21 protein-coding genes are annotated in these 23,504 nt (G+C 47.2%); 4 read left to right on the top strand and 17 right to left on the bottom strand.

Annotated features, from left to right (window positions below; all coding sequences use genetic code 11):
* Positions 1 to 42 precede the first annotated feature (42 nt).
* Entirely contained in the window at positions 43 to 1,083 is a 1,041-nt protein-coding gene (locus V6669_RS10335) for a M42 family metallopeptidase (protein WP_338593568.1), read from the top strand.
* 123 nt (positions 1,084 to 1,206) lie between these two features.
* Here the strand turns inward: V6669_RS10335 and V6669_RS10330 are convergent, their stop codons facing one another.
* The 9 genes from V6669_RS10330 to V6669_RS10290 all read right to left on the bottom strand — a co-directional run bounded on the left by V6669_RS10330 (position 1,207) and on the right by V6669_RS10290 (position 10,661).
* The gene (locus tag V6669_RS10330) at positions 1,207 to 2,145 is read right to left on the bottom strand and encodes a hypothetical protein (RefSeq protein ID WP_338593565.1); all 939 of its coding nucleotides are present in this window, start codon (positions 2,143 to 2,145) and stop codon (positions 1,207 to 1,209) included.
* A 163-nt stretch (positions 2,146 to 2,308) separates the two neighbouring features.
* On the bottom strand, positions 2,309 to 4,240 hold the full coding sequence (locus V6669_RS10325; RefSeq protein WP_338593563.1) for an ABC-F family ATP-binding cassette domain-containing protein: 1,932 nt from the start codon (positions 4,238 to 4,240) through the stop codon (positions 2,309 to 2,311).
* A 60-nt stretch (positions 4,241 to 4,300) separates the two neighbouring features.
* A complete protein-coding gene (locus V6669_RS10320; protein ID WP_017689402.1) occupies positions 4,301 to 4,879 on the bottom strand; it encodes a TetR/AcrR family transcriptional regulator in 579 nt (192 codons plus the stop codon).
* Positions 4,880 to 4,891: 12 nt separating this feature from the next.
* Positions 4,892 to 5,701, bottom strand: a complete 810-nt coding sequence (locus V6669_RS10315) for a DUF92 domain-containing protein (RefSeq protein WP_264929651.1) — start codon at positions 5,699 to 5,701, stop codon at positions 4,892 to 4,894.
* A 228-nt stretch (positions 5,702 to 5,929) separates the two neighbouring features.
* Entirely contained in the window at positions 5,930 to 6,703 is a 774-nt protein-coding gene (locus V6669_RS10310; protein WP_338593553.1) for an ABC transporter permease, read from the bottom strand.
* 17 nt (positions 6,704 to 6,720) lie between these two features.
* On the bottom strand, positions 6,721 to 7,497 hold the full coding sequence (locus V6669_RS10305; RefSeq protein ID WP_338593551.1) for an ABC transporter ATP-binding protein: 777 nt from the start codon (positions 7,495 to 7,497) through the stop codon (positions 6,721 to 6,723).
* 27 nt (positions 7,498 to 7,524) lie between these two features.
* Positions 7,525 to 8,553 (bottom strand): ABC transporter substrate-binding protein, encoded by a 1,029-nt coding sequence (locus tag V6669_RS10300; RefSeq protein WP_338593548.1) that lies wholly within the window; start codon positions 8,551 to 8,553, stop codon positions 7,525 to 7,527.
* Between the two features lie 39 nt (positions 8,554 to 8,592).
* Entirely contained in the window at positions 8,593 to 10,041 is a 1,449-nt protein-coding gene (locus V6669_RS10295; protein WP_338593546.1) for an aryl-sulfate sulfotransferase, read from the bottom strand.
* Positions 10,042 to 10,100: 59 nt separating this feature from the next.
* A complete protein-coding gene (locus V6669_RS10290; protein WP_338593544.1) occupies positions 10,101 to 10,661 on the bottom strand; it encodes a MarR family transcriptional regulator in 561 nt (186 codons plus the stop codon).
* Positions 10,662 to 11,050: 389 nt separating this feature from the next.
* Here V6669_RS10290 and V6669_RS10285 point away from each other — a divergent pair, with 389 nt between their 5' ends.
* Positions 11,051 to 11,458: a hypothetical protein gene (locus tag V6669_RS10285; protein WP_338593542.1), complete on the top strand. Its 408-nt coding sequence runs from the start codon at positions 11,051 to 11,053 to the stop codon at positions 11,456 to 11,458.
* A gap of 122 nt (positions 11,459 to 11,580) precedes the next feature.
* Here V6669_RS10285 and V6669_RS10280 read toward each other — a convergent pair whose 3' ends face one another.
* The 6 genes from V6669_RS10280 to hemE form a co-directional block, all read right to left on the bottom strand.
* On the bottom strand, positions 11,581 to 12,213 hold the full coding sequence (locus V6669_RS10280) for a fumarylacetoacetate hydrolase family protein (protein ID WP_338593539.1): 633 nt from the start codon (positions 12,211 to 12,213) through the stop codon (positions 11,581 to 11,583).
* 46 nt (positions 12,214 to 12,259) lie between these two features.
* On the bottom strand, positions 12,260 to 13,012 hold the full coding sequence (locus V6669_RS10275; RefSeq protein ID WP_338593536.1) for a glycerophosphodiester phosphodiesterase family protein: 753 nt from the start codon (positions 13,010 to 13,012) through the stop codon (positions 12,260 to 12,262).
* A 24-nt stretch (positions 13,013 to 13,036) separates the two neighbouring features.
* Positions 13,037 to 14,455 (bottom strand): CapA family protein, encoded by a 1,419-nt coding sequence (locus tag V6669_RS10270; protein WP_338593533.1) that lies wholly within the window; start codon positions 14,453 to 14,455, stop codon positions 13,037 to 13,039.
* Between the two features lie 185 nt (positions 14,456 to 14,640).
* The gene (gene hemY, locus V6669_RS10265) at positions 14,641 to 16,065 is read right to left on the bottom strand and encodes a protoporphyrinogen oxidase (protein ID WP_338593531.1); all 1,425 of its coding nucleotides are present in this window, start codon (positions 16,063 to 16,065) and stop codon (positions 14,641 to 14,643) included.
* A complete protein-coding gene (hemH, locus tag V6669_RS10260; protein WP_338593529.1) occupies positions 16,065 to 17,015 on the bottom strand; it encodes a ferrochelatase in 951 nt (316 codons plus the stop codon). Before hemH ends, hemY begins: the two co-directional genes overlap by 1 nt.
* On the bottom strand, positions 17,008 to 18,072 hold the full coding sequence (gene hemE, locus V6669_RS10255) for a uroporphyrinogen decarboxylase (RefSeq protein ID WP_338593526.1): 1,065 nt from the start codon (positions 18,070 to 18,072) through the stop codon (positions 17,008 to 17,010). Before hemE ends, hemH begins: the two co-directional genes overlap by 8 nt.
* A gap of 204 nt (positions 18,073 to 18,276) precedes the next feature.
* On the opposite strand from hemE, the gene V6669_RS10250 reads away from it, so the two are divergent.
* The gene (locus tag V6669_RS10250; RefSeq protein ID WP_017689411.1) at positions 18,277 to 19,488 is read left to right on the top strand and encodes an MFS transporter; all 1,212 of its coding nucleotides are present in this window, start codon (positions 18,277 to 18,279) and stop codon (positions 19,486 to 19,488) included.
* A 117-nt stretch (positions 19,489 to 19,605) separates the two neighbouring features.
* Here V6669_RS10250 and V6669_RS10245 read toward each other — a convergent pair whose 3' ends face one another.
* Positions 19,606 to 20,808, bottom strand: coding sequence for a cytochrome P450 (locus V6669_RS10245; protein ID WP_338593522.1), 1,203 nt, complete (start codon positions 20,806 to 20,808; stop codon positions 19,606 to 19,608).
* A 485-nt stretch (positions 20,809 to 21,293) separates the two neighbouring features.
* Between V6669_RS10245 and V6669_RS10240 the strand changes: the two genes are divergently transcribed.
* Complete coding sequence (locus V6669_RS10240; protein ID WP_338593520.1) at positions 21,294 to 22,505, top strand: asparaginase; 1,212 nt, start codon at positions 21,294 to 21,296, stop codon at positions 22,503 to 22,505.
* Between the two features lie 188 nt (positions 22,506 to 22,693).
* Here the strand turns inward: V6669_RS10240 and V6669_RS10235 are convergent, their stop codons facing one another.
* Positions 22,694 to 23,326 carry an O-methyltransferase gene (locus V6669_RS10235; RefSeq protein WP_036610944.1) on the bottom strand — a complete coding sequence of 211 codons (633 nt, stop codon included), beginning with the start codon at positions 23,324 to 23,326 and terminating at the stop codon, positions 22,694 to 22,696.
* Between the last annotated feature and the right edge of the window lie 178 nt (positions 23,327 to 23,504).

Raw genomic sequence — 23,504 nt, 5'->3', positions numbered from 1 at the left:
TTGTTTCACACCATACCCACGATCCGAGGAGGAAATTACACAATGAGTTTTACAATTGATGAATCATACGTTCTGTCTTTTCTGAAAAAATTGCTGGATACACCAAGCCCAAGTGGTTACACCCATCATATTATCGAGATGATCCGCAAGGAAGCAGAATCACTGGGCATCGCCTGTGAGCTGAATAATAAGGGCGGTGCAGTGCTTACATTGCCAGGGCAGGATTCGTCCAAGACAATTGCTTTGAGCGCCCACGTGGATACGCTAGGGGCCATGGTGCGCTCCATTACATCTTACGGCACATTGAAACTGACCTCTGTTGGTGGATTTTCCATGCAAAGTATCGAAAACGAATATTGTACCATCCATACTCGGGATGGAAAAACATACACAGGCACCATCCTCTCCCTTCACCCGTCTGTACACGTCTATCCAGATGCACGCACCTTTGAACGGACCGAGAGCCATATGGAAGTTCGAATCGATGAAGTCGTCTCTTCCAAGGAGGATGTGTTGAAACTCGGAATCTCTGTGGGCGATTTTATCTCCTTCGATGCTCGCGCCGTCATCACTCCGAGTGGTTATATCAAATCACGTCATCTGGACGACAAAGCCAGCGTGGCTGCGCTATTCGGCATCCTTGAGTCTGCACATCGCGAGGGCTGGAAACCATTACATAACGTCTCTCTGCTCATCTCCAACTATGAAGAAGTTGGACATGGCGCATCGTATATCCCTGCGGAAATCAGTGAAATGATCGCTGTAGACATGGGTGCGATGGGTGACGATCTCAGTTGTAAAGAAACCGACGTTTCCATATGTGCCAAGGACTCTTCTGGCCCGTATGACTATGATATGACTAGCCGTCTCATTGAGCTGGCCAAACAAGATGGCATGGATTACGTCGTCGACATTTATCCTCACTATGGCTCAGATGGCAGTGCAGCATTACGCGGAGGAAACAATATCCGAGCAGCACTGATCGGTCCAGGGGTTCACGCATCTCATTCCATGGAGCGTACGCATAAGGATGCTGTCCTGAATACGGCACGATTGCTCGCTGCCTACATTACAACCAAGTAAAAAAGCATCATTTTTCTACGAAATCATCATGGTGACATCCATAAGTCTTGTCTAATCAAAAAGGACACTTCCAAGCACAGCAAATCGGTGCGCTATCGGAAGTGTCCTTTTTTGTCATATCTCTTAATCTGCCTGTTCCACATATGCATGATATTTACGATCCAATATCTCTAACTCTGCCTTATGGTCACGGATTTCATTTCTTAACACATGCATGGTCTTCCGAACCGCGCTCAGTCCATCCTTCACCTGACGTTCGGCTTTGCGAATTTTTTCCTGAACCATCCAGTCCACAAAAAGGTTATCAAAGAAATAGTCTGCGAATGAAAGCAGACCTCCAAGATGCAGATCGGCGTGTACGGCCATCTCTACATCCTCCAATTCCTTCTGAAAACGTCGTAGACGCTTACCTGCATCCATAATAGCGACCTGAGCGTCATCCATTCGTCCCCGCTTGATATGTGTGGAGATTACCCCACCACCCATCATGTCATATACGCCCCAATTACCTGCCGAAGCCAAGGCCTTCTCGGCACGTTCAAGGGCATAGACCAGATATTCCCCTTCCCGGAAAGCCTCATCCAGTTCCTGAAGCTCACTCGCCAGATGTTCCCGATTCTCAGCCATGTGTTGCAATTCCGCATCCTGGTCCAGCAGACGCCCTTCCTTCTTCCCCCACAGAGCGTTATAGTCGCTCTGCCAGTACTGATACTGCCGCCCGCCCTCCAACTCCTGCTCCACATGAATTCGTTGCTCCTGTACGTCTTGTAACATGCGACAAGCGGTGTCGTATGCAGCCTTGCTCTCCAAGAGCTCCAGCTCTTCCTTCTCCAACCGTTCTGTCTTCTTGCCAATCAGTTGATAAAAAAATGCTGACAATGTCATACTGTTCAGTCGATCAACATCTTTCTGCTCCTTCTGAAGATGCGCCTGACGACGTTTTACCTTTGCTTCCCATTCGGCTTCTTCCGTTTGAAGCTTTTCCAGACGCTTGATCCATTTCTCGTAAATTCTCCCCTTTTCCTTGATCACTGCCAACTGTTCATTAATTTCTTTATACATAAGTGTGGTGTTCTCTCCCTTCTATGGAATTCTTTACTTATACAACGTAATGAACATACAGAACGTTTCACATAAAATCGCAAATTCGCAGACAAAAAAATCGCCCTTTTCTCCAATGCGACATAAAGTCACTGTAGAAGAAAGGGCGATGTTTAGTTATAAATCAAGACTTGCTCTGTTCAATCTGCTCTGCAAGTTCATTCAGAACGGTCCAGCGTTCCATCAATTCATCCAGATGACGTTCAGCCTCAACCTGCTCCGCCATCAACTCCTGCAGACGGGCAGAATCACTAAATGACTCTTCCATCTCTTTGTTAATCCGGACAAGATTGGCTTCAGCCTTCTCAATATTTTCATCAATCTGGTCGTATTCACGTTGCTCCTTAAAGCTGAATTTCAACTTCGGTTTAGCCGCTGACACTGCAGGAGTCGTCTTCTCCGATGACTGCTTCACCTTCGCCGCTCCTGTATCACTCTCTTGATTAGCTCCAGGCGCATTTTTCAGCATCCATTCCGCATACTCACTGTAGTCGCCGACGTGCACACGTACAGCACCGTTGCCCTCAAAAGACAGCACTTTATCCACAGTACGATCAAGGAAATAGCGATCATGGGATACGACAAAGACAACACCGGGGAAATCATCCAGGTAGTCTTCCAGTACAGCGAGTGTCTGGATGTCCAGATCATTCGTCGGCTCATCCAGCAGCAATACATTCGGCGCAGCCATCAGCACACGCAGCAGATACAGACGACGCTTCTCTCCACCAGAAAGACGGGAGATTGGCGTCCACTGGGATGCCGGAGTAAACAGGAACCGCTCCAGCATCTGGGATGCTGTAATCAGAGAGCCATCGGCCGTTTTCACATTCTCGGCCACTTCCTTGATGTACTCAATGACCCGAAGAGATTCGTCCATCTCCTGATGCTCCTGTGTGAAGTAGCCCAGATTGACCGTAGGACCAACGTCAACCACACCTGCATCGGGTTCCAACTTGCCAGATATCATCTGTAGCAACGTGGACTTACCACTACCATTCGGTCCAACAATCCCTACCCGATCTCCAGGTACGGCAATATAACTCAGATCTTCGATCAGCTTGCGGCCACCCACGGATTTGGAAAGATGCTCGATCTCCAGAATCTTTTTACCCAAACGAGTGGAGCCAACCGATACTTCCAATGAACCCGAGCGCTGGACTCCTTGTTGGTCTTTGAGTTGTTCGAAGCGATCAATTCTCGCTTTTTGTTTTGTCGTCCGTGCCTTGGCACCACGACGAATCCATGCGAGCTCTGTCCGAAGCAAGTTCTTGCGTTTCTGTTCGGAAGAAGCTTCCCGTTCTTCGCGCTCCGCTTTCAGTTCCAGGAAACGTGTATAGTTCGCTTCGTATCGGAACAAACGTCCATGATCCAATTCCAGCATGACATTCGCCACACGATCCAGGAAATACCGATCATGTGTAATCATAAGCAGTGCGCCGCGACGCTTCTGCAAGTACTGCTCCAGCCAAACGACCGAATCATTATCAATATGGTTGGTCGGCTCATCCAGAATGAGCAGTTCGCAAGGATGAATCAGCGCAGCAGCGAGCGCTACCCTTTTGCGTTGTCCACCAGACAATGTGCCCATCAGTGCATCGAATTGACGAATACCCAGTTTGGACAATATACTTTTCGCTTCACTCTCCATCTGCCAGAGCTGAAGCTGCTCCATTTGCTGATTCAAACGTAATAATCGCTCTTGCAAGGCTGGATCGGAGGAATTCAGTTCCAATAATTCCATCGTTTCCGTATATTCACGCACGGTTTTCATTTCCATGCTGTCACCTTCGAATACTTGTTGCAGTACCGTATTATCCGGATTGAAGTCCGGATTTTGTGCCAGAAACTGAATACGTACGTCATTACCGATCGAGATCTGTCCCGCGTCTGCAGGTTCCATACCAGATATCACACGCAAAAACGTGGATTTTCCAGTTCCATTTACCCCAACGACACCAATCTTGTCCTGATCAGCCATGCCAAATGAAGCATCTTTGAACAATATTTTTTCGCCATAACTTTTTGCAATTTGCTCTACCGTCATTATGTTCATTGCTCGTACCCACTTCTCTGTAAATTAAAATTCAATATCACGTACATCCGCGCACTCCCTTTAAACTTGTAAAAAAGAACGGCATCCGTCCAGAAACAATGCTGCTGCAAAGGCAATTCGTTTGTTCAGATGTTCCTCATTGAACTCCGGATTCAACATGATATCCATCTTCAGCCGGTCTAGAATTCCAATATAGGCTTCAGCGAGCAATACAGGCTCAGGTACACTTGCACTCTCCAGTACCTCACACACCATGCTCATGTATTGGTTCATGAATGCCTTCATGAATTTCATCAGATCCGGATCATTATTGGGTGCCATAAAAAAGAGCTTGGTATGATTGCGACGCTCATAATAATACGTAAGGTGAGTCTTGGCTATTGCTCCAAGTTTATCACCTGTGTTCTCATGCGAGTTCAAAGCATATTCGAGACGGCTAATAAAGCTGTTACAGTCCCGCTTGGATACTGCGATAAATAATTGTTCCTTGCTTTTGAAATATAAATAAATGGTGCCTTTTGCGATGCCGGCTTCGTCTGCAATATCAGACATTTTGGTCTCATAAAAACCTTTCGAGCCAAAAATACCATATGCCGCATCCAAAATAGCCTCCGATTTGTCTCCCTGTACCGTGCTCAAATGTACTCCCCCCTACAACGCCAAAATGTTACCTAAACCAATCGCCACACATCCGCCGATTACCGAGCTAAGAACGTTCACCAGGTCATTACTCATCCATGCCCAGCCACGAGCCCGAACCGTTGGATGCCCGCAATGTTCATGTACCTCAACTTCACGGCCACACACAGTACAACGATACATCATCTGCACCGTTGCGCCCAGATAGGAATCGGCAAAAGCCCCTGCCAACCCGCCTACAAGACCGACAAAAGTCCAACTAAACAGACTAAGCCCTTCTATCCCGGCGATCCAGGAAAACAAGAATGCTCCCGCACCAATCAGAGCCCCGCCTACGGCTGCGGCCACGGTGCCAAGAAGTGAGACCCCTCCTGAAGCACCAGGAGTAAGTACCTTCCACGTGAGAACAGAGCGCGGCGGCTTGCGACTGAGACTCCCAATTTCGGTTGCCCATGTATCCGATGTAACGGTAGCCATTACACCAATGAAAGCATACACCCATGCCGGATGTGGAAATATCCAGTATCCCAGGCATAGGAACATGCCCATTCCACCATTAGCCATCACTTGTCCCGCATCCCGATTTCCTGACTTGGCATAGGATTTCTCCAGCTCCTGCTTCCGATCTTTACGAAACCTGGAGAGCAACGTTGAAGTAATGAAAAACAACAATAACGTGCCAAACCAGAACAGGTTCCCCGCTCCGTAATATATCGTTCCCATCATGATTGCTGCCAGGCAGCCAGACAGGGTTAGCGACTTTTTCGCATAGGCAGCACCTGCCACCATAGAAGCGCATACGGCGCCAATAATCCAATCCATAATCTCTCCTGCATGCAGCGTATGTACAGCCCGCATGACGTTTATTGTATTTTTGAAATTCAATTATACCACGGTTTGATCTCAATGCCGAAACTCCTTACGCCAGCACACAAAAAACCTGTATTGGCCTCGTGTAGAAGTGCCAAAACAGGTTATCGATCAAACGTCAAAACAAGATAACTTCCCTTTTCAAGTAACGTCTGGAATTCAATGTTCCTATGTCCTAATTTAGCCCCGCTTCGCTCCGCCAATGACACCATATCGGTAGAGTACTCTGCGACCAAACCAGTTGAACAATCGATCCGTCAGGAATCCCATAAAACCCAGGGAAATCAGCCCGACAAAGATCCAATCTGTTCGGAAAAAGAGTCTGGAATTCCAGATCAAGTAACCGACTCCCTCATTCGAGGCAATCATCTCAGCACCAATTATGGCCATATACGAGGTTCCCATCGCCAGTCGCACACCCGTGAAGATATACGGGGTTGTCGCCGGAACAATCACATGCAGCAGAATCTGCCGTTCATTGGCTCCCATACTGCGGGCCGACCGGATTTTATCTTCTTCAACGGAGAGCACACCTGTCAGTGTATTCAGCACAACAATGAAGAAGGTTGCGTACATAATAAGCGCGATCTTGGATTGCTCTCCAATTCCAAACCACACCAGGAATAAGGTAATAAAGGCGATCGGCGGGATAAAACGTATAAAGTTAAGGAACGGTTCGGCGAACAGCCGGATGAGATGAACTTTGCCAATAATCAGCCCTACCGGAATAGCAATGATACTTCCGAGTACCCATCCCGCCAGTACACGAGTGAAGCTGATTCCGATATACTCCATCAGTGTACCGTCAGCAATCAATTCGCGTGCTCCCAGGATCGTGTGCCACGGACCAGGGATTACGTCAGGCCCATAGATAAGGGCACCAAGCTGCCAGATTAAGATGACCGTTACCCATAGAAGCGGGATAGACACCCTTTTTTTCTCCAACCATTTCATCTTGTATATCACCTCAGTTATTCTTCAAAGTGGCCTTGAATTCGGTCATACAAGGTGTTGAACTCAGACGAGGCGATGTTCCTCGGGTAAGGTAAAGTGTTGTGGTAAATATCCGTGATATTCGAAGACGGACCTACAGACATAATGCCTATGCGCTCACCAAGCAATAACGCCTCCTGAATATCGTGTGTGACAAAGATAACGGTTTTATGTGTTTCTTTCCAAATATTCACCAGTTCCTTCTGCATGGTCCGTCTCGTCATCGCGTCCAGCGCACCGAATGGCTCATCCATCAGCAAGATCGCCGAGTCATTCGCAAGTACCCGGGCCAATTGAACACGCTGCTTCATGCCACCTGATAGCTCTTTTGGAAATTTGCCCTCATGAGCACTCAGTCCCACAAGCTGGATGTAACGATCGGAGATCTCACGCCGTTGCGTCTTAGGCACCTTGGACATTCGAAGTCCGAATTCAACATTCTCCCTCACGGTTAGCCATGGAAAGAGAGAAGAATCCGCCTGCTGGAATACCATTGCCCGATCCCTGCCTGGTCTGTCAATCTCCTTGTTATCCACCTTGAGCTGTCCACCCGACTTGGAGATAAACCCCGCGATCATGTTCAGCAGCGTTGACTTCCCACACCCACTGGGACCAAGCAGGACAAAGAACTCTCCTCCCTTGATAACCAGATCGACATCCTTAATGATATAATGCACATCCCCATTGGTCGGGGCATGATACGTTTTCCACAGCTGCTCAATATGAATGGTATGCTGAGTTGCAGGTAAGGACATAACGGACACCTCCCATTTGAATAAGAATTATTTACTGTATGTCACTTTTTCCGGCAGAGCCTGCTGGAGAGAAGTCAGATTGAGTTTGGTGTCGAGATCAAAATCCTGTTCAATGATTCCGGTGTCCACCATATATTGCTTCTGACCTGCCAAACTATCATAAGCAGCCTGCGTAAATCCAACTTCCCATGGATTGATCGGAAGGTCTTTCAACGTGGCATCTTTAGGCTGTTTGGTCTCTTGATACATCAGATCGGCAACCTCTTCAGGATGCGCTTGGGCATACGTGGATGCTTCATCCAGCGCCGCAAGAAAATCACTTACCGTTTCAGGGTTTGCCTGGATGAATTCATTACTTGATACCAGTCCCATACCAAGGCGTATAGGGGTCTGAGACATATCCGTCAGCTGATGTACTCCTTCGAGTGCATCGAATTTATCGGTTAACGCGGAACCTATAACCCAAGCGGCATCAAGGTCTCCCTGTTTCAATGCGATGTAGGCTTCATCAAAAGCCCCCTGACCAATTTGCGTCACATCACTCAGCGCCACCCCCTGATCTTTCAAATATTCATCCCATAGATACGGAATAAATGTGCCTCGAATGAAACTCACTTTCTTGCCCTTCAAATCCGCTCCACTCTGAATATTCTCCCTAGCATACAGCTTCCAGGCGGCTGCCGCTTCATCCGTAGTCTGACCTGCAGAAGCGATGACTGAATATTCCCCTTTAGACAAAGCATTTAATACAGGGAAGTCCGCACCGTAAGCAATATCAACCTGTTTGATAAATAGTGCATTTACACCTTCAGCCGGTGAGCCAAACGTAATACTCTCTGCATCAATGCCCCTGTTTTCAAAAAAACCTTTGGCAATGGCTACCCTGAACGTTGGGTTGGTACTTGTATCTGCGATTCGAATTTTTACATTATCGGTATTCTTGCCGGTAGCGTCTTTTGCTCCAGATCCTGCTGCGTTTGAACTGCATCCGGATAATAGGAGTGTCGTAGCCAGAAATAATATCAATATGCCGGTTACTATGGATGGTTTTCTCACAATATACACCCCATTCGATCTAGTCATGATTCTTGACGCTTAACCGCCTGACTTGCCTTCATCCGACGTTGCCACACAGGCTGCACCCTCCACAAATGGAAGAGTTGTCTCTACGCTCACGATGGATGCAGAACCTTTGGTTGCTGCTCCCGGCACTCTGTAGTTGGAGACATCAATAGCTTCGATCGCAACTTCCTGCGGCTTCTCCAACTGCGGAACCCACTGATAAGGAACTCGATACGAGCGATAGACCATATTGGTATTCCGCCGATCGGTGTAAGGAGATACATACTCCCATACCAGCTCATGCTCCGCTGTGACTTCGAACAATCTGCCATTGGAACCTTCGGTTATCAGGGTGTTACCGTTAGGTAAACGCTGGGCGGAACTGATGTATGGGCTATAAAATTTATAAGAATCCGTCGGAACCGAGAAACCTGCTTCTGCCGAGGTATACTGCCAGACAATCTCCAGGGTGACCGGGTTAATCTCCAGTACACGGGAGTGATCCCGAATCGCATGTTTCAATCCAAATGGAGAAGCCGGATTTGGAAGGCCGTAACCTGCCCAGCCGCCATTGTCGAATACGAGCAAGTTCCCTTCACCCGGTAAACCTTGGGGAATGATATGTGCATGATGCTGCCCGATAATTGTGCCAATGTGTTTCGCTTCAGTTGAAGTATAGTCTGGTCCTAGTCTCCACACGATCTTTCCGCTCTGTCTGTCTGTAATGGCGATAATGTTGGCCTCTCTTGCATCCCAGATAATATTGTCGGGGTGGAACCGTTCGTCTCCTTCTTCATAGAAGCGGTTGGGTCCAACATAAGAAGCAGAATTAATATGTAACCAGTCACCAACACCACCACCCAGATGACCGAAAGAGCGTGTATTCGGGTCACGGAACAGAACATTTCGAGCAGCTTCATCAAAACCTAATTCTTCAAAGTGTTCGTTAGGCAGCCACTCCCAGAGTACCTTCCCCTCCCAATCCACTTCGATAATGGCATCATCAAGCAATGGCTTATCTGAAATTTGCGAGTTACTCACATTTTTGTGTGCCAGAATAAGTGTTTTGCCACTCTTCGTCTTTGGCGCAAGGCCAGGGGCATAATAACCTACCGGATTTCCCTCACGCTGATAATCATGATGCTGGCGGGCATACCATAATGGCTCATACCCCGGATCTTCGATGTGTTCGTAGCTATTGTATTTCCATACAATGTTGCCGTCCCAATCCACCTGAACCAGATCGACATTATCCTGAATACCGAACTTCGGATCTCTGCGACCCGTGCTGCCCAGCACGTAGCCGCCAGGTAATATTTTGGCCGGAAACCCTAACAATCCTTTCCACAGGTGAACCTCCTTGCCATTCATATCGATCAATACTACGCCTTCTTCACCTGCCTGATAGACGGTATAACCGCCCCAAGCCTTATTCGGATTGAATAGCGTGGCTCCAGTTGGATATATTGTTGAGTGTCCCATTGATCATCTCTCCCCTAGAATGTTTGTGGTATATCAAATGTCGTTACCTTGACTCAACCTCAATAACTGAGATAGTTACTCTTCTTCCCGGTATTGTCCCGGTGCTTCTGCTCAAGGTCACTTGTGGAGGACCGATCCTGTTCTTGTATCCCGTTGTTCTCTGCCAATTCCAGCACCGTGTCCGAGAATCCCTCCAGATTCGCTACTACCCGCTCGTAGAATTGACTTTGCTGCTCCAGTTCCTCCGTCGTAAAACCCTCAAACAGAAGCGTGATACATCGGGCACCGATATTGCTGTTTCTCGCATACATCTCCCGCCCGCTGGATGTGATGTCCAGTAAAACCGTCCGGCGATCGTCTTCCTTTCGTCTGCGGATGTTGAGTCCCTTTTTCTCCAACTTATCGGTCAGAGCTGTAATGGCACCCGATGTAAAGTCCAATTGTTCTGCCAAATCCCCAAGTCGCTGTTCTCCCTCACGAATGATCTTGTGCAGGATAAGCATGCCTGGCAGGCTGATACCTTCTACAGAGATGCGATCCCGCTCTTTGACAAATCGTCTGACCATTTTGCGAAATAACCAATCCGTCCGCTCCAACGCTTCCCAGTCTCTATCGCTCATTTCATAACCTCCTTGATCGTTTGAAGCTTCAATAAAGATACGAAAAAAGGCCCCCGAGGACATTCCTTAGAGGAGTAGTCCCGGGAGCCTTTGGTGGTCCAATCAGCTCAATGCAGTTTTCAGTTCAAATTAGTTCACTGTTCATTTAATGAGTATTAAAATAATTGAGATTATCATATAACCAACTAACCCAACCTGTCAAGTGTGAATTATTTTTAGTTCTTTTCTTAATTACACTCCTTCTCAGCTAGGTTGAAATTACTTATCCTGTTTTAAGTTTCACTTCAGGTTTCCCGTTTACACTATTCTCAGATAGAAACATCTACAAATACATCAACGACAAGCTACGATTCAGTTCGTACTCAACTACAGAAATGAGGATTATCCATATGAATATGAAAAGAGTCATTATTATAGGCACAATGATTGTCACCATGTCCTTCGCCGGAACAGCATGGGGCCAATCCGCCATCTCCCCCATACCTAGTGCTAAGTGGTCCATCGTTGACTTGGATACTCGTGAGGGAAGCAATGACGAGCTGCTCAGCGCTCTCAATCAGCCTTCAGAAGCGGATCTGTATCAGGAACTGTACAACGGGAAATCACTGAGGAGGATTACGGAAGAAAACAACGGGAATTTGGATGAAGTGATTGCTATACAAGTAAGACAGCTCAGAGAGCAGTTGGATGAACGGCTCGCAAGTGGAAGTATCAGTTTAGAGCAACATGCTGCACAACAAGCTGAACTGGAAGAGTTGGTCACACAGAGCGCAAATACAGCATACAGTTTGGCGTAAATTAGTAGCGTATCCGTTCGATGAAGATATAAATATATATCCACGATAACACAGCAAAAAGGAGCGTATGCACGCCCCTTTCTTGTACTCTATTCATCTCAAGCAGGTGTGATGTGTAATCCTTATTGCGCTGACCCAATCGTGCAGGCACCCAAGGATTCGCCGTCCCATGCCAGTTCGAGCACATCTCCTGCTTGTGTTGGTCCAACACCTTCCGGTGTTCCTGTAAAAATGACATCGCCCGGCCCTAGGCCGTAATGGTGACCTACATAATCCACAATATCCTGTAAACTGAAGATCATGTTACTAATGTTACCACGCTGGACTACCTCACCATTTTTGGTCAATGTAAAGTCTTTCTCCAGTAATGCTGCCGCACCCGGGAACGCCTGAAATGCAGTAACTGGAGCGGAATTTCTGAACCCTTTGGCGGCTGTCCACGGGTGGCCCTTTTTCTTAATCACGGTCTGTACGTCACGTAACGTAAAATCAATACCAAAGGCATACGCATCCACCAGCTCATCTATCGCCATACCTGGCTCATAACTCCGGCCGATTCGAACAACCAATTCAGCTTCATAGTGAACTTCACCCTTGGTAGCAGGCAATTCAAGCGTTTCACCATTTAGGGGCACGACTGCATGAGAAGGTTTCATAAAGATCATTGGTTCATCCGGAACCGCGTTACCCAATTCTTCAGCATGAAGTTTATAATTGCGTCCTACACAGTATACATTGCGAATGTTAGTTAACATGGGTATATTACCACCTTTATCGGATTGAATAGTGCATATAGGAAAGTTAGGGTCTGAAGAATCGGCTGCTCGTCTCCTGAAATGCCAGCTCCCATACGTCAGGACGGTTCGTACATAACATGAGTTCTGGATCAACTGCCGCCAGTTTCTTCATAATGGTCTTGTCATCCACTGTCCAAGCCATCACCCGAATACCTGAACTCCGCATCTCGTTCATTAAAGATTTGTCTACATTGGTGTATCCAATCGAGAGGAATGTACAATTCATCTGCCGCAGCGCGGTTAACAAATCACCTGGTCGTGCATCGATAATCAGCCCCGTCTGGATCTCCGGTGCAAGTTTCTTCACTTCGATCAGAGCGGCTGGTTCAAATGAGGTGATCACAACATCATTTTGCATATGTCTTTTTCTCACTTCATATATAACAGCTGCAGGCAGACCCGGGTACATGTCTCCCTGCGTTTTCAGTTCAATGTTCAAACGTACTCTGCCGCAAGAGCGATCTAACAATTCACTTAGCGCCGGAATCCGTTCGCCTTTGTAAGACTTATTTTTCCACGATCCGGCATCCAGACGTTGCAGATCAGCCCAATCGGTTTCCCGAACCAGGCCCTTGCCATTTGTCGTGCGATCCACTGTAAAATCATGAATGACCACGGGTACACCATCACGCGACAACTGCACATCCAGCTCCATCCACTGAACTTCAGGCCGCTCCATGGCCATCAGGAATGCAGCCATCGTATTCTCTGGTGCAATAGAAGAAAATCCACGGTGCGCTACACAAAGGTTGTTCATTCGATTCCCTCCTCAAAAAGGTTTTTAATTAGGCGAAGCGACTCCATTCCCATCATATCGAATACCCGGGGAGAGCTTTGCCATCTGTTCCAACAGCAGTTTGTTCGCCTCATCAATCATTGGAATGGCCTGACCTAGCCCGGCCTCATAAGGGATAACTTTCATGCTGCAAGCTGCATCTTGACTACAGCGAGCCTGAAATACCGCCGTTTTCCACGTCTCTTCGGTGGTTGATCTGGAGAAAATGAAATTTCCCGTACTGTATGCAATCCACTTTCCCTTATAGTACTCCAACCCTTGCAACACATGAGGATGACCACCTATGACCAGATCTGCGCCAGCATCTACAAACTCATGAGCCAATCGGGTCTGGTCACTATTCGGAGTACTTACACGTTCCTCTCCCCAGTGTGCAACCACGATCACCAGATCAGCCTTCTTACGGGCATCCTGGATCGCTTGCACTGCCCCTGTGGAATCATAGGCTTCAGCCACGCCAGCCCGATTACCTTCCGCCTTCCAACTCGTTTCCGGTACAACGCGGGAGAATCCAAGTAATGCAATCTTCATGCCTTTGCGTTCCAGATATGCTGGTGCATAGGCCTCATCCCTGTTCATACCTGCCCCGGTATGAGCTATACCATATTCCTTGAGATAGGTTAACGTATCTACCAGACCTTCTACGCCCTGATCCAGAATATGATTGTTAGCCAAATTGACAGCATCAAAACCCGCAGAGGCCATTGCCGCCAATGCTTTGGGCGAAGATTTGTATACATATGTTTTGTTAGCCGCACCAGTACCACCCAGGGTTATCGGTGTCTCCAGGTTGCCGATGGTAAGATCATCATCCTTGAATAATCTGCCTAGTTTGGCAAAGGGATAGTCATAACCGTTCTTATCCAGCAGTTCCGCAACTTTGCCTGAAAACTGGATATCGCCAACAAAGTTAATCGTGACATCCTTCGCTGAATTGGAAGGTTTCGACGTCCCTGATTCGGTATCTACACCTACATTTCCCTTGGTGCCGGACGGTGTCGAATCCGCCGCTGGTTTTTTCGTTCCAGATTCGGCTTTCCCACTGTTGGTATTGCCTGAAGTATCAGGTGTCGCTACTCCGGATGTCTTATCTGCATCCGCTGTTGTCTCTTCATCCGTAACTTCGGGTTCTTCTTCCGGAGTCTCATCGGACTCCGAGTCAGGAGCACTTACTTGATCCCCACCTTTGGCCTCGTCTCCAATGGAAGGCTGATCCTGATCAACAATTTCTTGCTTCACCGGCTGGTCTGCCTGTTGCTGACGGTTATTCATGACATAAAAAATGCCCACCAGACCAATTGCCATGATCAATACAATATTAACGGTCCAGATGATTGCGATTGTATTGCGGGTGCGTTTACTAATTTTCTTCTTTACACTTCGCTCTGATCTTGGGGGATACATAAGCAACTCCTCTTCTTCTTCACAGCCATACATACCATTATATCAGGCATATTCTGGATTTCCATCATTCCTTGGAACTGTATCGATTGAAAGGATACGAACTCGGTTAGCTTCCATATTTTCATATAAAAAAAGCCATCTCTCCAGTAGATAATTCTACGTTTGAGACAGCTCTCTTGCTGTACTTAATCTGCTGCAAGCTCTTGTGTAGCCTGGACAGACATCTCTTTTGCTTGTCTGATGCAATCAGGCAAGCCTACACCCTCATAACCTGCACCTGCAATGTACACACCCGGTAACTTGCTGCCAAGCTCCTCACGAAGGGCGGCAATATGTTGGAGGTGTCCCACCGGATACTGTGGCATGGATTTACGAAGCCTTGTAATCTCGGAGAAGATCGGCACTGCTTCAATACCCATCGTCTCTCTCAGATCCTTGAGAACCAGGTCCGTCAGCGCTTCATCCGGAAGCTCTACGTTCTGTTCGTCACCAGAGCGACCAACATAACAGCGAAGCAGTACTTTATCATCCGGACTCGTATGCAGCCATTTCGTCGATGTCCACGTGCAAGCGGTAATATTTCGACCCTCTTTTCGCGGAACAAGGAAACCCGATCCGTCGAATACATGCTCCACCTCTTTTTTCTCAAAAGCGAGCACTACATTGGCTACAGATACATAGTTAATCGCATCCAGTGCCGCTGTGTCCACGTGAGGTTTCAACAGCTCCGACGCGACATACGTCGGCACAGTAACCACTACATCATCAGCTTCAAGCATTTCGCCATTACCCAGTTCAACATGGTATCTGGTCTGCGCTCCATCAAGACGTTGCAGTGACTTCACCGCGGTGTTCAGACGTTGATCCACATCCTGCAACTCATGGACGAGCGCATGAACAAGGCTCTGCAATCCCTGGCGAAAGTTCAGAAAAGCGCTCCGTTTTGTACCGGTATGCGTCTCAGCCGGTTTACGACCTGTCATCATGCCTCGGATCAAGCTACCGTAATCACGTTCTACTTCTCCGAACTGCGGGAAGGTAGCCTGGAGGCTCAATCGCCGCATATCACCTGCATAGATTCCTGCGAGCAGTGGTTCCGTCAAGTTCTCCAACACTTCTGCTCCAAGACGACGTTCAATCATATAACCGAGCGATTCATCCTCTGTTGTACGACGCGGCGGGATGACAAAATCCATCAACGCCCGCAGTTTGCCTGCCGGAGAGACGAGACCACTTCTCAGGAACGGTCTTAGTTCTGTCGGAATACCGAGAACAAGTCCTGCTGGCATTGGATGAAGTTTGCCACGCTGCATGATATACGTTTTCTTCGACTCCGGATTCTGACTGACCAATTCATGATCAATCTCCAATTCTTTAGCCAGGTCAATCATTGCTGTTTTGCGAGCCAGGAAAGAATCCGGCCCTTTTTCAATCACAAATCCATCCCGGTGCAGTGTTTCAATCATGCCTCCCATGGACGAGCTTTTCTCGACCAAAGTAATCACAGGTTCAACTCCTGCTTCCCGGTAATGCTTGCGGATATAAAATGCCGCGCTGAGGCCGGTAAGGCCACCGCCGACAACAACAACACGGCGTTTCTTATCACCCATTACTCATCCGACCCTTGCTGCCATTGGCTTATAATAACGTCGCTTAACGTCTCCATGTATAGAGGATCGCTATTGAGAGAATCAATACGCATCAGGCGCATGTCGATCTCTTTGGCAATCGATTTGGCCTCAATATCAAGATCATAGAGCACTTCGAGATGATCCGAGACAAACCCGATTGGTGCCACAAGCACATCCTCTACCTGTTCACGCGAAAGCTCCTGTAACGTATCCAGAATATCCGGTCCAAGCCAAGGCTCAGCTGTTCGTCCGGCACTCTGCCACGTAAATTGCCAATTGGTTATGCCTACACGTGATGCAATCACTTCCGAAGTCTCCAGCAATTGTTGCGGGTATGGATCACCCATCTCCACAATACGTGCCGGCAGGCTGTGAGCACTGAACAACACCTTCACATCTCCGCGTTTTGCTCCAGCTTCCTCAAACGCATCCAACTTGGCACTAACACGTGTGGACAACGCCTGGATTAACTTCGGATGCAGATGATAACTCTCAATAAAGGACATATGAACGCCCAGCTCTTCTGCTTTTTCACGCGCACGTTTGATATAACTGCCTACACTCATCGTGGAGAAATGAGGAGCCAATACAATACCAATCGCTGTCTGAATTCCATCCTTCGCCATCTGTTCCACGCCGTCCTCAATAAACGGATAGGCATGCTTCAGTCCTTGATAACAACGGAATTCCACATCAGTGCCACGCTCATCGCGGTTCAACGTCTCCTGAAGGGCCTTGACCTGATTGTCTGTATTCTCCCGAAGTGGGAAAACACCGCCAACAATGGCTTCATAACGATCCTTCAGTTCCTTCAATTGTTCCGGTTCAGGCGGACGTCCTCTGCGGATATGTGTGTAATACGCTTCAACACTCTCCATATTTTCTGGTGTGCCATACGACATCACCAGTACACCTACAGTATTAGTCATTGGTTACCGTCACCCCAGTCTTCATTGCTTCGGCAGAATATTCATGAATATACGCCGTTAGTTCTCTGAGCTTCTCTAGCGATGCTTCAGGAAATAGTCCGTGTCCGAGGTTGAAAATATAACCCGGCTCCTTGATTCCTTCGTCAATAATCACTTTTGCTTGCTCCTTAATCAGTTCCATCGGGGCAGTCAGCAAATATGGGTCCAGGTTACCCTGTACTGCAAATTTGCCACCAAGACGTTTACGCCCTTCCGAAATGGATACTCTCCAGTCGAGTCCAATCACATCGGCTTGCAGATTATGCAGTGCTGGCAACAACTCACCGGATGCAACACCAGGGAAATAAATCTTCGGTACATTCAAATCCGATAATTCGGTAAAGATACGGGTAATCGTAGGCAACACATATGTTCTGAAGTCTTTGGGAGAAAGTGCTCCAACCCAGCTGTCAAACAACTGGAATGCCTTACCGCCATTCGCAATATGCGCACGGACATATGTAATAACCATATCACCAAGCTTCTGCATCAGCTTATGCCACACCTCAGGCTCGCTGTACATCATCGTTTTGGTGCGGATATAACCTTTCGAAGGTCGCCCTTCAATCAGATAACTCGCAATCGTGAATGGTGCGCCCGCAAACGTAATCAGAGGCACATCAAGCTCCTTATCCAGAATTCGGATGGTTTCCAGAATATGTGACAGATCTCCTTCTACGTCGATGGGACGCAGCCGATCCACATCTGCAGCCGAACGAATAGGATTATCGATTACCGGTCCAATATTTTTTACAATGTCAAAATCAATGCCCAGAGAGGCAACCGGATTCATAATATCGGAATACAAAATAGCCGCATCTACGCCAAGTTTGCGTACCGGCATGAGAGTAACTTCGGCCGCCAGCTCGGGTTGTTTGCAGATTTCTAGCAAGGAGTACTTTTCTTTAATTTTGCGATATTCAGGATCGTAACGCCCAGCTTGACGCATGTACCATACCGGGACACGGTCTACCTGTTGTTTGAAACTTGCCCGAATCAGTCGATCATTATAGCTCATGTAAGAAGCCTCCAATAGTTTTTGGACTCATAATTACCATTATGCCCTTTTTAAACAGCCGTAACAACCACATGCAGATGCGTTCTACGTGACAATACTATGACATTCCTTACACCCATCCCCCATATGCCAATTATGTTATAATGAAAGAATGGTGTTTTTTTGAGAATTACAGAAATATCTTTGAAAGGAAGTGAAAGCACTTTGAAAACGTGGAAAGTAAACCTCATTGTGCTTTGGTTCGGACAATTTTTGGTCAATTCGGGCATGACCATGATTACCCCATTTTTGTCTCTTTATCTCGCAAGAGATCTGGGCGTTGTTGGCGAACATGAAATTGGCATTTGGGCCGGATTTATTTTTGCAGCCAATTTCCTCACCTCATTTTTGTTCCAACCGCTGTGGGGCAAGTTATCAGATAAGTATGGTCGAAAAGTTATGCTGCTGCGTTCAGGATTCGGGATGGCCATCGTGATTGCCCTTATGGGTCTGGCACAGAATCCCTGGCAGCTTCTCTTATTGCGTTTGCTTAACGGTACAATCTCCGGTTTCAATCCTGCGGCTGTTGCGCTGATATCGGGTACCACTCCGAAAGACCGCATGGGTTTTGCCATGGGAATCAGTCAGTCCGGGCAGGTAGCCGGCACAATCCTGGGTCCGCTTATTGGTGGGTTGCTAGCGGATGCAGTAGGCTTCCGCCCCATTTTCTACATTACAGGTGGACTGATCTTTGTTGCTTCCATGCTCGCCATGTTCCTGGTGAGAGAGAAATTTGACCGTCAAGAAGCAGCTAAACTGCCGGCACAATCCGTATTGTCCGGTCTGAAGGAGCTGAACAAGTCACCTCAACTACCTGCACTGTTTGCTGTGACGTTTCTGTTGCAGTTTGCGATGATTAGCCCCATGTCACTCTTGCCGCTGTATGTGCAAAAATTGCATGGTTCGGATGTAAATGTGGCCTTCTGGGCAGGACTTGTCGGTGCAGTTACGGGATTATCCAATATGGCGATGTCTCCAATTCTCGGCAAGCTGAGTGACCGAATTGGTCCTCACAAGGTGCTGACGTTCTCCCTCATAGGAACAGGACTCATGCTTATTCCGCAGGCATTTGTTCAGACCGTGTGGCAGCTCATTCTTGTTCGTTTCATGATGGGTGTGTTCATGGGTGGCCTGCTTCCGAGCGTTAATGCCTTGATCCGTTCCTATACGTCCGATAGCATGATCAGCCGTGCATTCAGTTTTAATACGAGCACTCTGGCGCTGGGCAACATGCTTGGAGCGATCATTGGAGGTTTTATGGCAGGATTCATAGGGATCGAAGGTCTGTTTATCGTCTCTGGCGGACTGCTGCTGCTTAATATGGTTTGGGTCAGATTCAAATTGTATAACAAACCTGCTTCTATTCGGGAATCCTGATTCCCCATTCATCTCTATAACGAGTCCATCTTAATTTTTATTGAAAAAGCCGCTTCCAGCGCCTAATTGGCCTGAGAGCGGCTTTTGTCATTCATGTGCCATTCATTATTTATTTATTTATTTATTTATTAGATTGAATTGTATCGGATAATGTTTCACACCAAATACAAAGGCACTTTGTATCGGTTGCAAGACTGTTTCCGGCACAAGCTGAATACGCTCCATGTGATGAAGCAATGTATGAAGAACTACCCGTGCCTCCAAACGAGCGAGTGGTGCCCCCAGACAAAAATGAATGCCAAACCCAAATCCCATATGCCTGTTGGGCTTGCGATCAGAGATGAAATCTTCCGGGTCTTCAAATTGGGCACTGTCCCGATTAGCTGCTCCAACCCAGGAAATCACCTGCTCTCCAGCTTGAATCGTCTGACCATTCAACTCTACAGTTTCCTTGGCGACCCGCCCAATCGCGACAATTGGCGGATAATATCTCAGCGTCTCTTCAATCGCAGAAGTAATCCGTTCAGGATGTTCGCGCAACTCCTGTTGTAGCTCGGGTTGTTCAGACAGTATACGAACCGCATTGGTGATCAGGTTGGTTGTTGTTTCATTACCGGCAGCAAGCAAGAGAATACAGAAGCCTACCACTTCATCTGCAGTCAACTTCTGATCATCAATCTCCGCAGCAAGCAGTAACGAGATCAGATCATCCTTTGGCTGCAACCGACGTTCTTCCATAATGCCAGTGAAATAGATATGCAACTCCTGCATATTTCTTTTTTTCTCCTCCAATAACTCCTGGAAGGCCTGCTCACTATCATCACGTGCGCCTTTCACCAACACATCAGACCAGTCTTTGAACTTTTGACGATCCGTCGCAGGGACTCCGATCAATTCCGCAATCACAATGACGGGCAATGGTGTTGCAAGGTCATCAATAAGTTCCATATGTCCTTCTGACAGGTGTGGAGCAATTAACTCATCTGTGATTTCCTGAATACGTGGAGCCAACGCTTCGATTGCCTTAGGTGTAAACGCCTGGTTCACCAGATCACGTAGCTGTTTGTGTTTGGGAGGATCTGTCGTCAACATGCTCGTATTGGCACGATCACGTGCAGAAGAGAACAGTTTCGGATTTTTCAATACGTACTTCACATCTTCATAACCGAAAACATCCCAACATTCTCGATGCTCATCATATCGGACTGGAGTGTTATCACGAAGTTCTGCATACACCTTGAAGGGAGATAACCTCTCTTCCAAAGTCTCCAGTTCCCGAATCGGAATGTAATTTGCATACTTTCTCGGTGCCTGTTTCATCGTTTCTCCTCCAATCAATATTATATATTTATTTACATATGTTGATCACCCCTATTATAAACATATCTCTATAACGAAACCAATCTTTAGACCATAATTGAGCCCCATTACCTAATTGCGCTACTACTATCCTCTCTTTCTGTTACCCACTTCTGATATGAGTCCCAATTCGACATTCTTTTATTGAAATACATCGTTTTATCAGGACAAAAGACTCATTATGTAATATTAACTAACATTAAAAGGGCTTATTTTCCTTCAAAACTACTAAAATCAGTTCCTTTCTATCTCTATATGAATGTATAATCTTTCATAATTCCTTATAAACAATCATTTTACTCTCATTATCTGCGAATGTAACCGATTACTCTATCATTATCTTTGTTTGTCATATTAATTAACATGAAATACAATCAATTTGAAATGGTATACATATTCTTCTTAACAAACTTAACATCACACTTACTTGAAGGAGAGTGCTATTCATGAGAAAAACATCCAATCTTCGTCCCTGGGCCGTATGGAGTACCGCAGCTTTAACAGCACTGACCATCTCATTGTCCCCCATTGGAACCTACGCTGCGCACGCGGCTACGGTAGAGGTGAAAGGCACAACAGGCGCTGTTCAGACAGCAACCACTACTCCAGCTCGCAATACTTCCATCCCTGCAATACCAGACTCTTCCAAGCAATCTGCACTCCCTAATGTATTGGTGATCGGAACTGGCGGAACGATTGCCGGTCAATCCGAGGATGCCACCAGCTTCCAGAATTACAAGGCAGGTACACTTCCCATTGGAGAGATGGTAGACGCATTACCGGATAAACAGAAGATTGCTGATGTTAGCACACTCCAATTCGGAAACTCAGGTTCAGGTTCCTATAGCATGACCGACCTCTATGACTTGTCGCAGACGGTAGACAAAGCTCTGGCAATGTATGACAGTGTTGTCGTTACCACGGGTACAGATACAATGGAAGAAATCGCGTATTTCCTCGATATGACGGTTCAGAGTGACAAACCTGTCGTGATCACAGGCTCCATGCGTCCATGGACTGTCATCGGTTCTGACGCTCAAGCCAATCTGTACAACGCAATCAAACTTGCAGGTAGTGGTCGTACCACTTCATTTGGCACAGTACTCATGTTGAATGACACAATCCAGCTTGCTCGTGGTGTAACCAAGACAAATGATTATCGAACAGATACGTTTGAAACGCCGATGCTTGGCGCTGTAGGATATATTGATGAAGAAAATATCAGAATCTACCGTGCTCCTGCACGTGCCTTGAAACCTGAGGGTACAGCAAAGCCCGTATTTGATCTAAGTAAAATCACAAAGGCAGATCTGGCCAAAGTAGAAATTGCGATCTCGTATCAGGAAGCTGGCGGTGGAGCCATTGAAGGATTCGTGAGCAGTGGTGCCAAAGGAATCGTGACTTCCGGCACCGGAGCTGGCGGCATCTCCAGAGCTATGGGACAAGCCCGTACCAAAGCCATTGAAGAAGGTGTTATCTTTGTGACCACCACTCGGACGGGTTCAGGAAGTGTATACGGCGGTGGCAAAGGTATCATTGCAGGCGACAACCTGAGTCCACAACAAGCTCGTGTATTATTGATGTTAGGCTTGTCCTTCAGTGATGATTTTGACACCATCAAAAAATGGTTTGAAACGTACGGGACACCTGAAGTATAAATAGAACGACTACAACGATATCTGTAAATACAAAGAAAGAGACGACACATTTTTGATCATTCAAAATGTTGTCATCTCTTTCTTTGTGTGTTTTTAGAAAACTCCGTACAAAATCACGATCACCATCACAAACATAAGAGCGTGAGCTCGTGTTTCATCGGAGTTTTATCTTTAGGAAATTTTCACTTTCACTTCACCCAGGCAAGTACCAGCCCATCGTAATCCGGCAACATCGTCGTCACCAGACGCGGGTCGCTTGCCATCTGTTCATTGAAACGGCGAACAGCTAGCACGGCCGGGCCCTGCTTGTCCGGATTCAGCGTACGACCACGCAGGAAACAATTATCACCTACAATGACAGCACCTGGCCGGGCCAGCTTAATGGCATAGTCAAGATATACCGGATAATTCTCCTTGTCTGCGTCAATAAAGAAAAAATCGAATGTGCGACCTTCCTGCTCCAATTGCTCCAGGCTGTCTGCCGCCGGGCCAATCCGATACTCGACCTTTTCGCCAAAACCGCCTTCTTCCAGATGACCACGCGCCATTGCCGCATATTCCTCTTTTAGTTCCAGCGAAGTCAGGGTTCCATTCTCACGCAAACCGCGCGCAATGCAGATCCCACTGTAACCGCCCAGCACGCCGATTTCGAGCGCAGCTTCTGCTTTGGATGTCTTGGCTAGAAACGTGAGCAAACGTCCATACGCCGCCGCAACCGAAACCTCAGGCATGCCGTTCGAACGGATGGCCTCTTTCACTTTAAGCAAAAGGTCATCCTCTTGAAATAATTGATTTACATATTCATCAGGGGTCAGATTCACCACTAAAATCCTCCTTGGACACTTGGACTGCTTTCCATATGGATGCCAATGTTCTATAATAAATGTTTGTTATCAACACAGGCGGTTGACTGATGCATCACCTCGAAAGAGGAGTGCATACGTTCACCGCATTTCTCATTGTAAGTTTTTTCACGGAAAGCGGCAAGGCCGCACCGTT

The sequence above is a fragment of the Paenibacillus sp. Y5S-9 genome (assembly GCF_036894235.1).
Classification (GTDB): domain Bacteria; phylum Bacillota; class Bacilli; order Paenibacillales; family Paenibacillaceae; genus Paenibacillus.
This window is presented reverse-complemented; position numbering and strand designations above follow the sequence as displayed.

Bases quoted from the DNA above. Each gene is read 5' to 3' on its own strand.
- V6669_RS10335 (WP_338593568.1), top strand. From the start codon at position 43: ATGAGTTTTACAATTGATGAATCATACGTTCTGTCTTTTCTGAAAAAA.
- V6669_RS10330 (WP_338593565.1), bottom strand. From the start codon at position 2,145: ATGTATAAAGAAATTAATGAACAGTTGGCAGTGATCAAGGAAAAGGGG.
- V6669_RS10325 (WP_338593563.1), bottom strand. From the start codon at position 4,240: ATGAACATAATGACGGTAGAGCAAATTGCAAAAAGTTATGGCGAAAAA.
- V6669_RS10315 (WP_264929651.1), bottom strand. From the start codon at position 5,701: ATGGATTGGATTATTGGCGCCGTATGCGCTTCTATGGTGGCAGGTGCT.
- V6669_RS10310 (WP_338593553.1), bottom strand. From the start codon at position 6,703: ATGAAATGGTTGGAGAAAAAAAGGGTGTCTATCCCGCTTCTATGGGTA.
- V6669_RS10305 (WP_338593551.1), bottom strand. From the start codon at position 7,497: ATGTCCTTACCTGCAACTCAGCATACCATTCATATTGAGCAGCTGTGG.
- V6669_RS10295 (WP_338593546.1), bottom strand. From the start codon at position 10,041: ATGGGACACTCAACAATATATCCAACTGGAGCCACGCTATTCAATCCG.
- V6669_RS10290 (WP_338593544.1), bottom strand. From the start codon at position 10,661: ATGAGCGATAGAGACTGGGAAGCGTTGGAGCGGACGGATTGGTTATTT.
- V6669_RS10285 (WP_338593542.1), top strand. From the start codon at position 11,051: ATGAATATGAAAAGAGTCATTATTATAGGCACAATGATTGTCACCATG.
- V6669_RS10280 (WP_338593539.1), bottom strand. From the start codon at position 12,213: ATGTTAACTAACATTCGCAATGTATACTGTGTAGGACGCAATTATAAA.
- V6669_RS10275 (WP_338593536.1), bottom strand. From the start codon at position 13,012: ATGAACAACCTTTGTGTAGCGCACCGTGGATTTTCTTCTATTGCACCA.
- V6669_RS10270 (WP_338593533.1), bottom strand. From the start codon at position 14,455: ATGTATCCCCCAAGATCAGAGCGAAGTGTAAAGAAGAAAATTAGTAAA.
- hemY (WP_338593531.1), bottom strand. From the start codon at position 16,065: ATGGGTGATAAGAAACGCCGTGTTGTTGTTGTCGGCGGTGGCCTTACC.
- hemH (WP_338593529.1), bottom strand. From the start codon at position 17,015: ATGACTAATACTGTAGGTGTACTGGTGATGTCGTATGGCACACCAGAA.
- hemE (WP_338593526.1), bottom strand. From the start codon at position 18,072: ATGAGCTATAATGATCGACTGATTCGGGCAAGTTTCAAACAACAGGTA.
- V6669_RS10245 (WP_338593522.1), bottom strand. From the start codon at position 20,808: ATGAAACAGGCACCGAGAAAGTATGCAAATTACATTCCGATTCGGGAA.
- V6669_RS10240 (WP_338593520.1), top strand. From the start codon at position 21,294: ATGAGAAAAACATCCAATCTTCGTCCCTGGGCCGTATGGAGTACCGCA.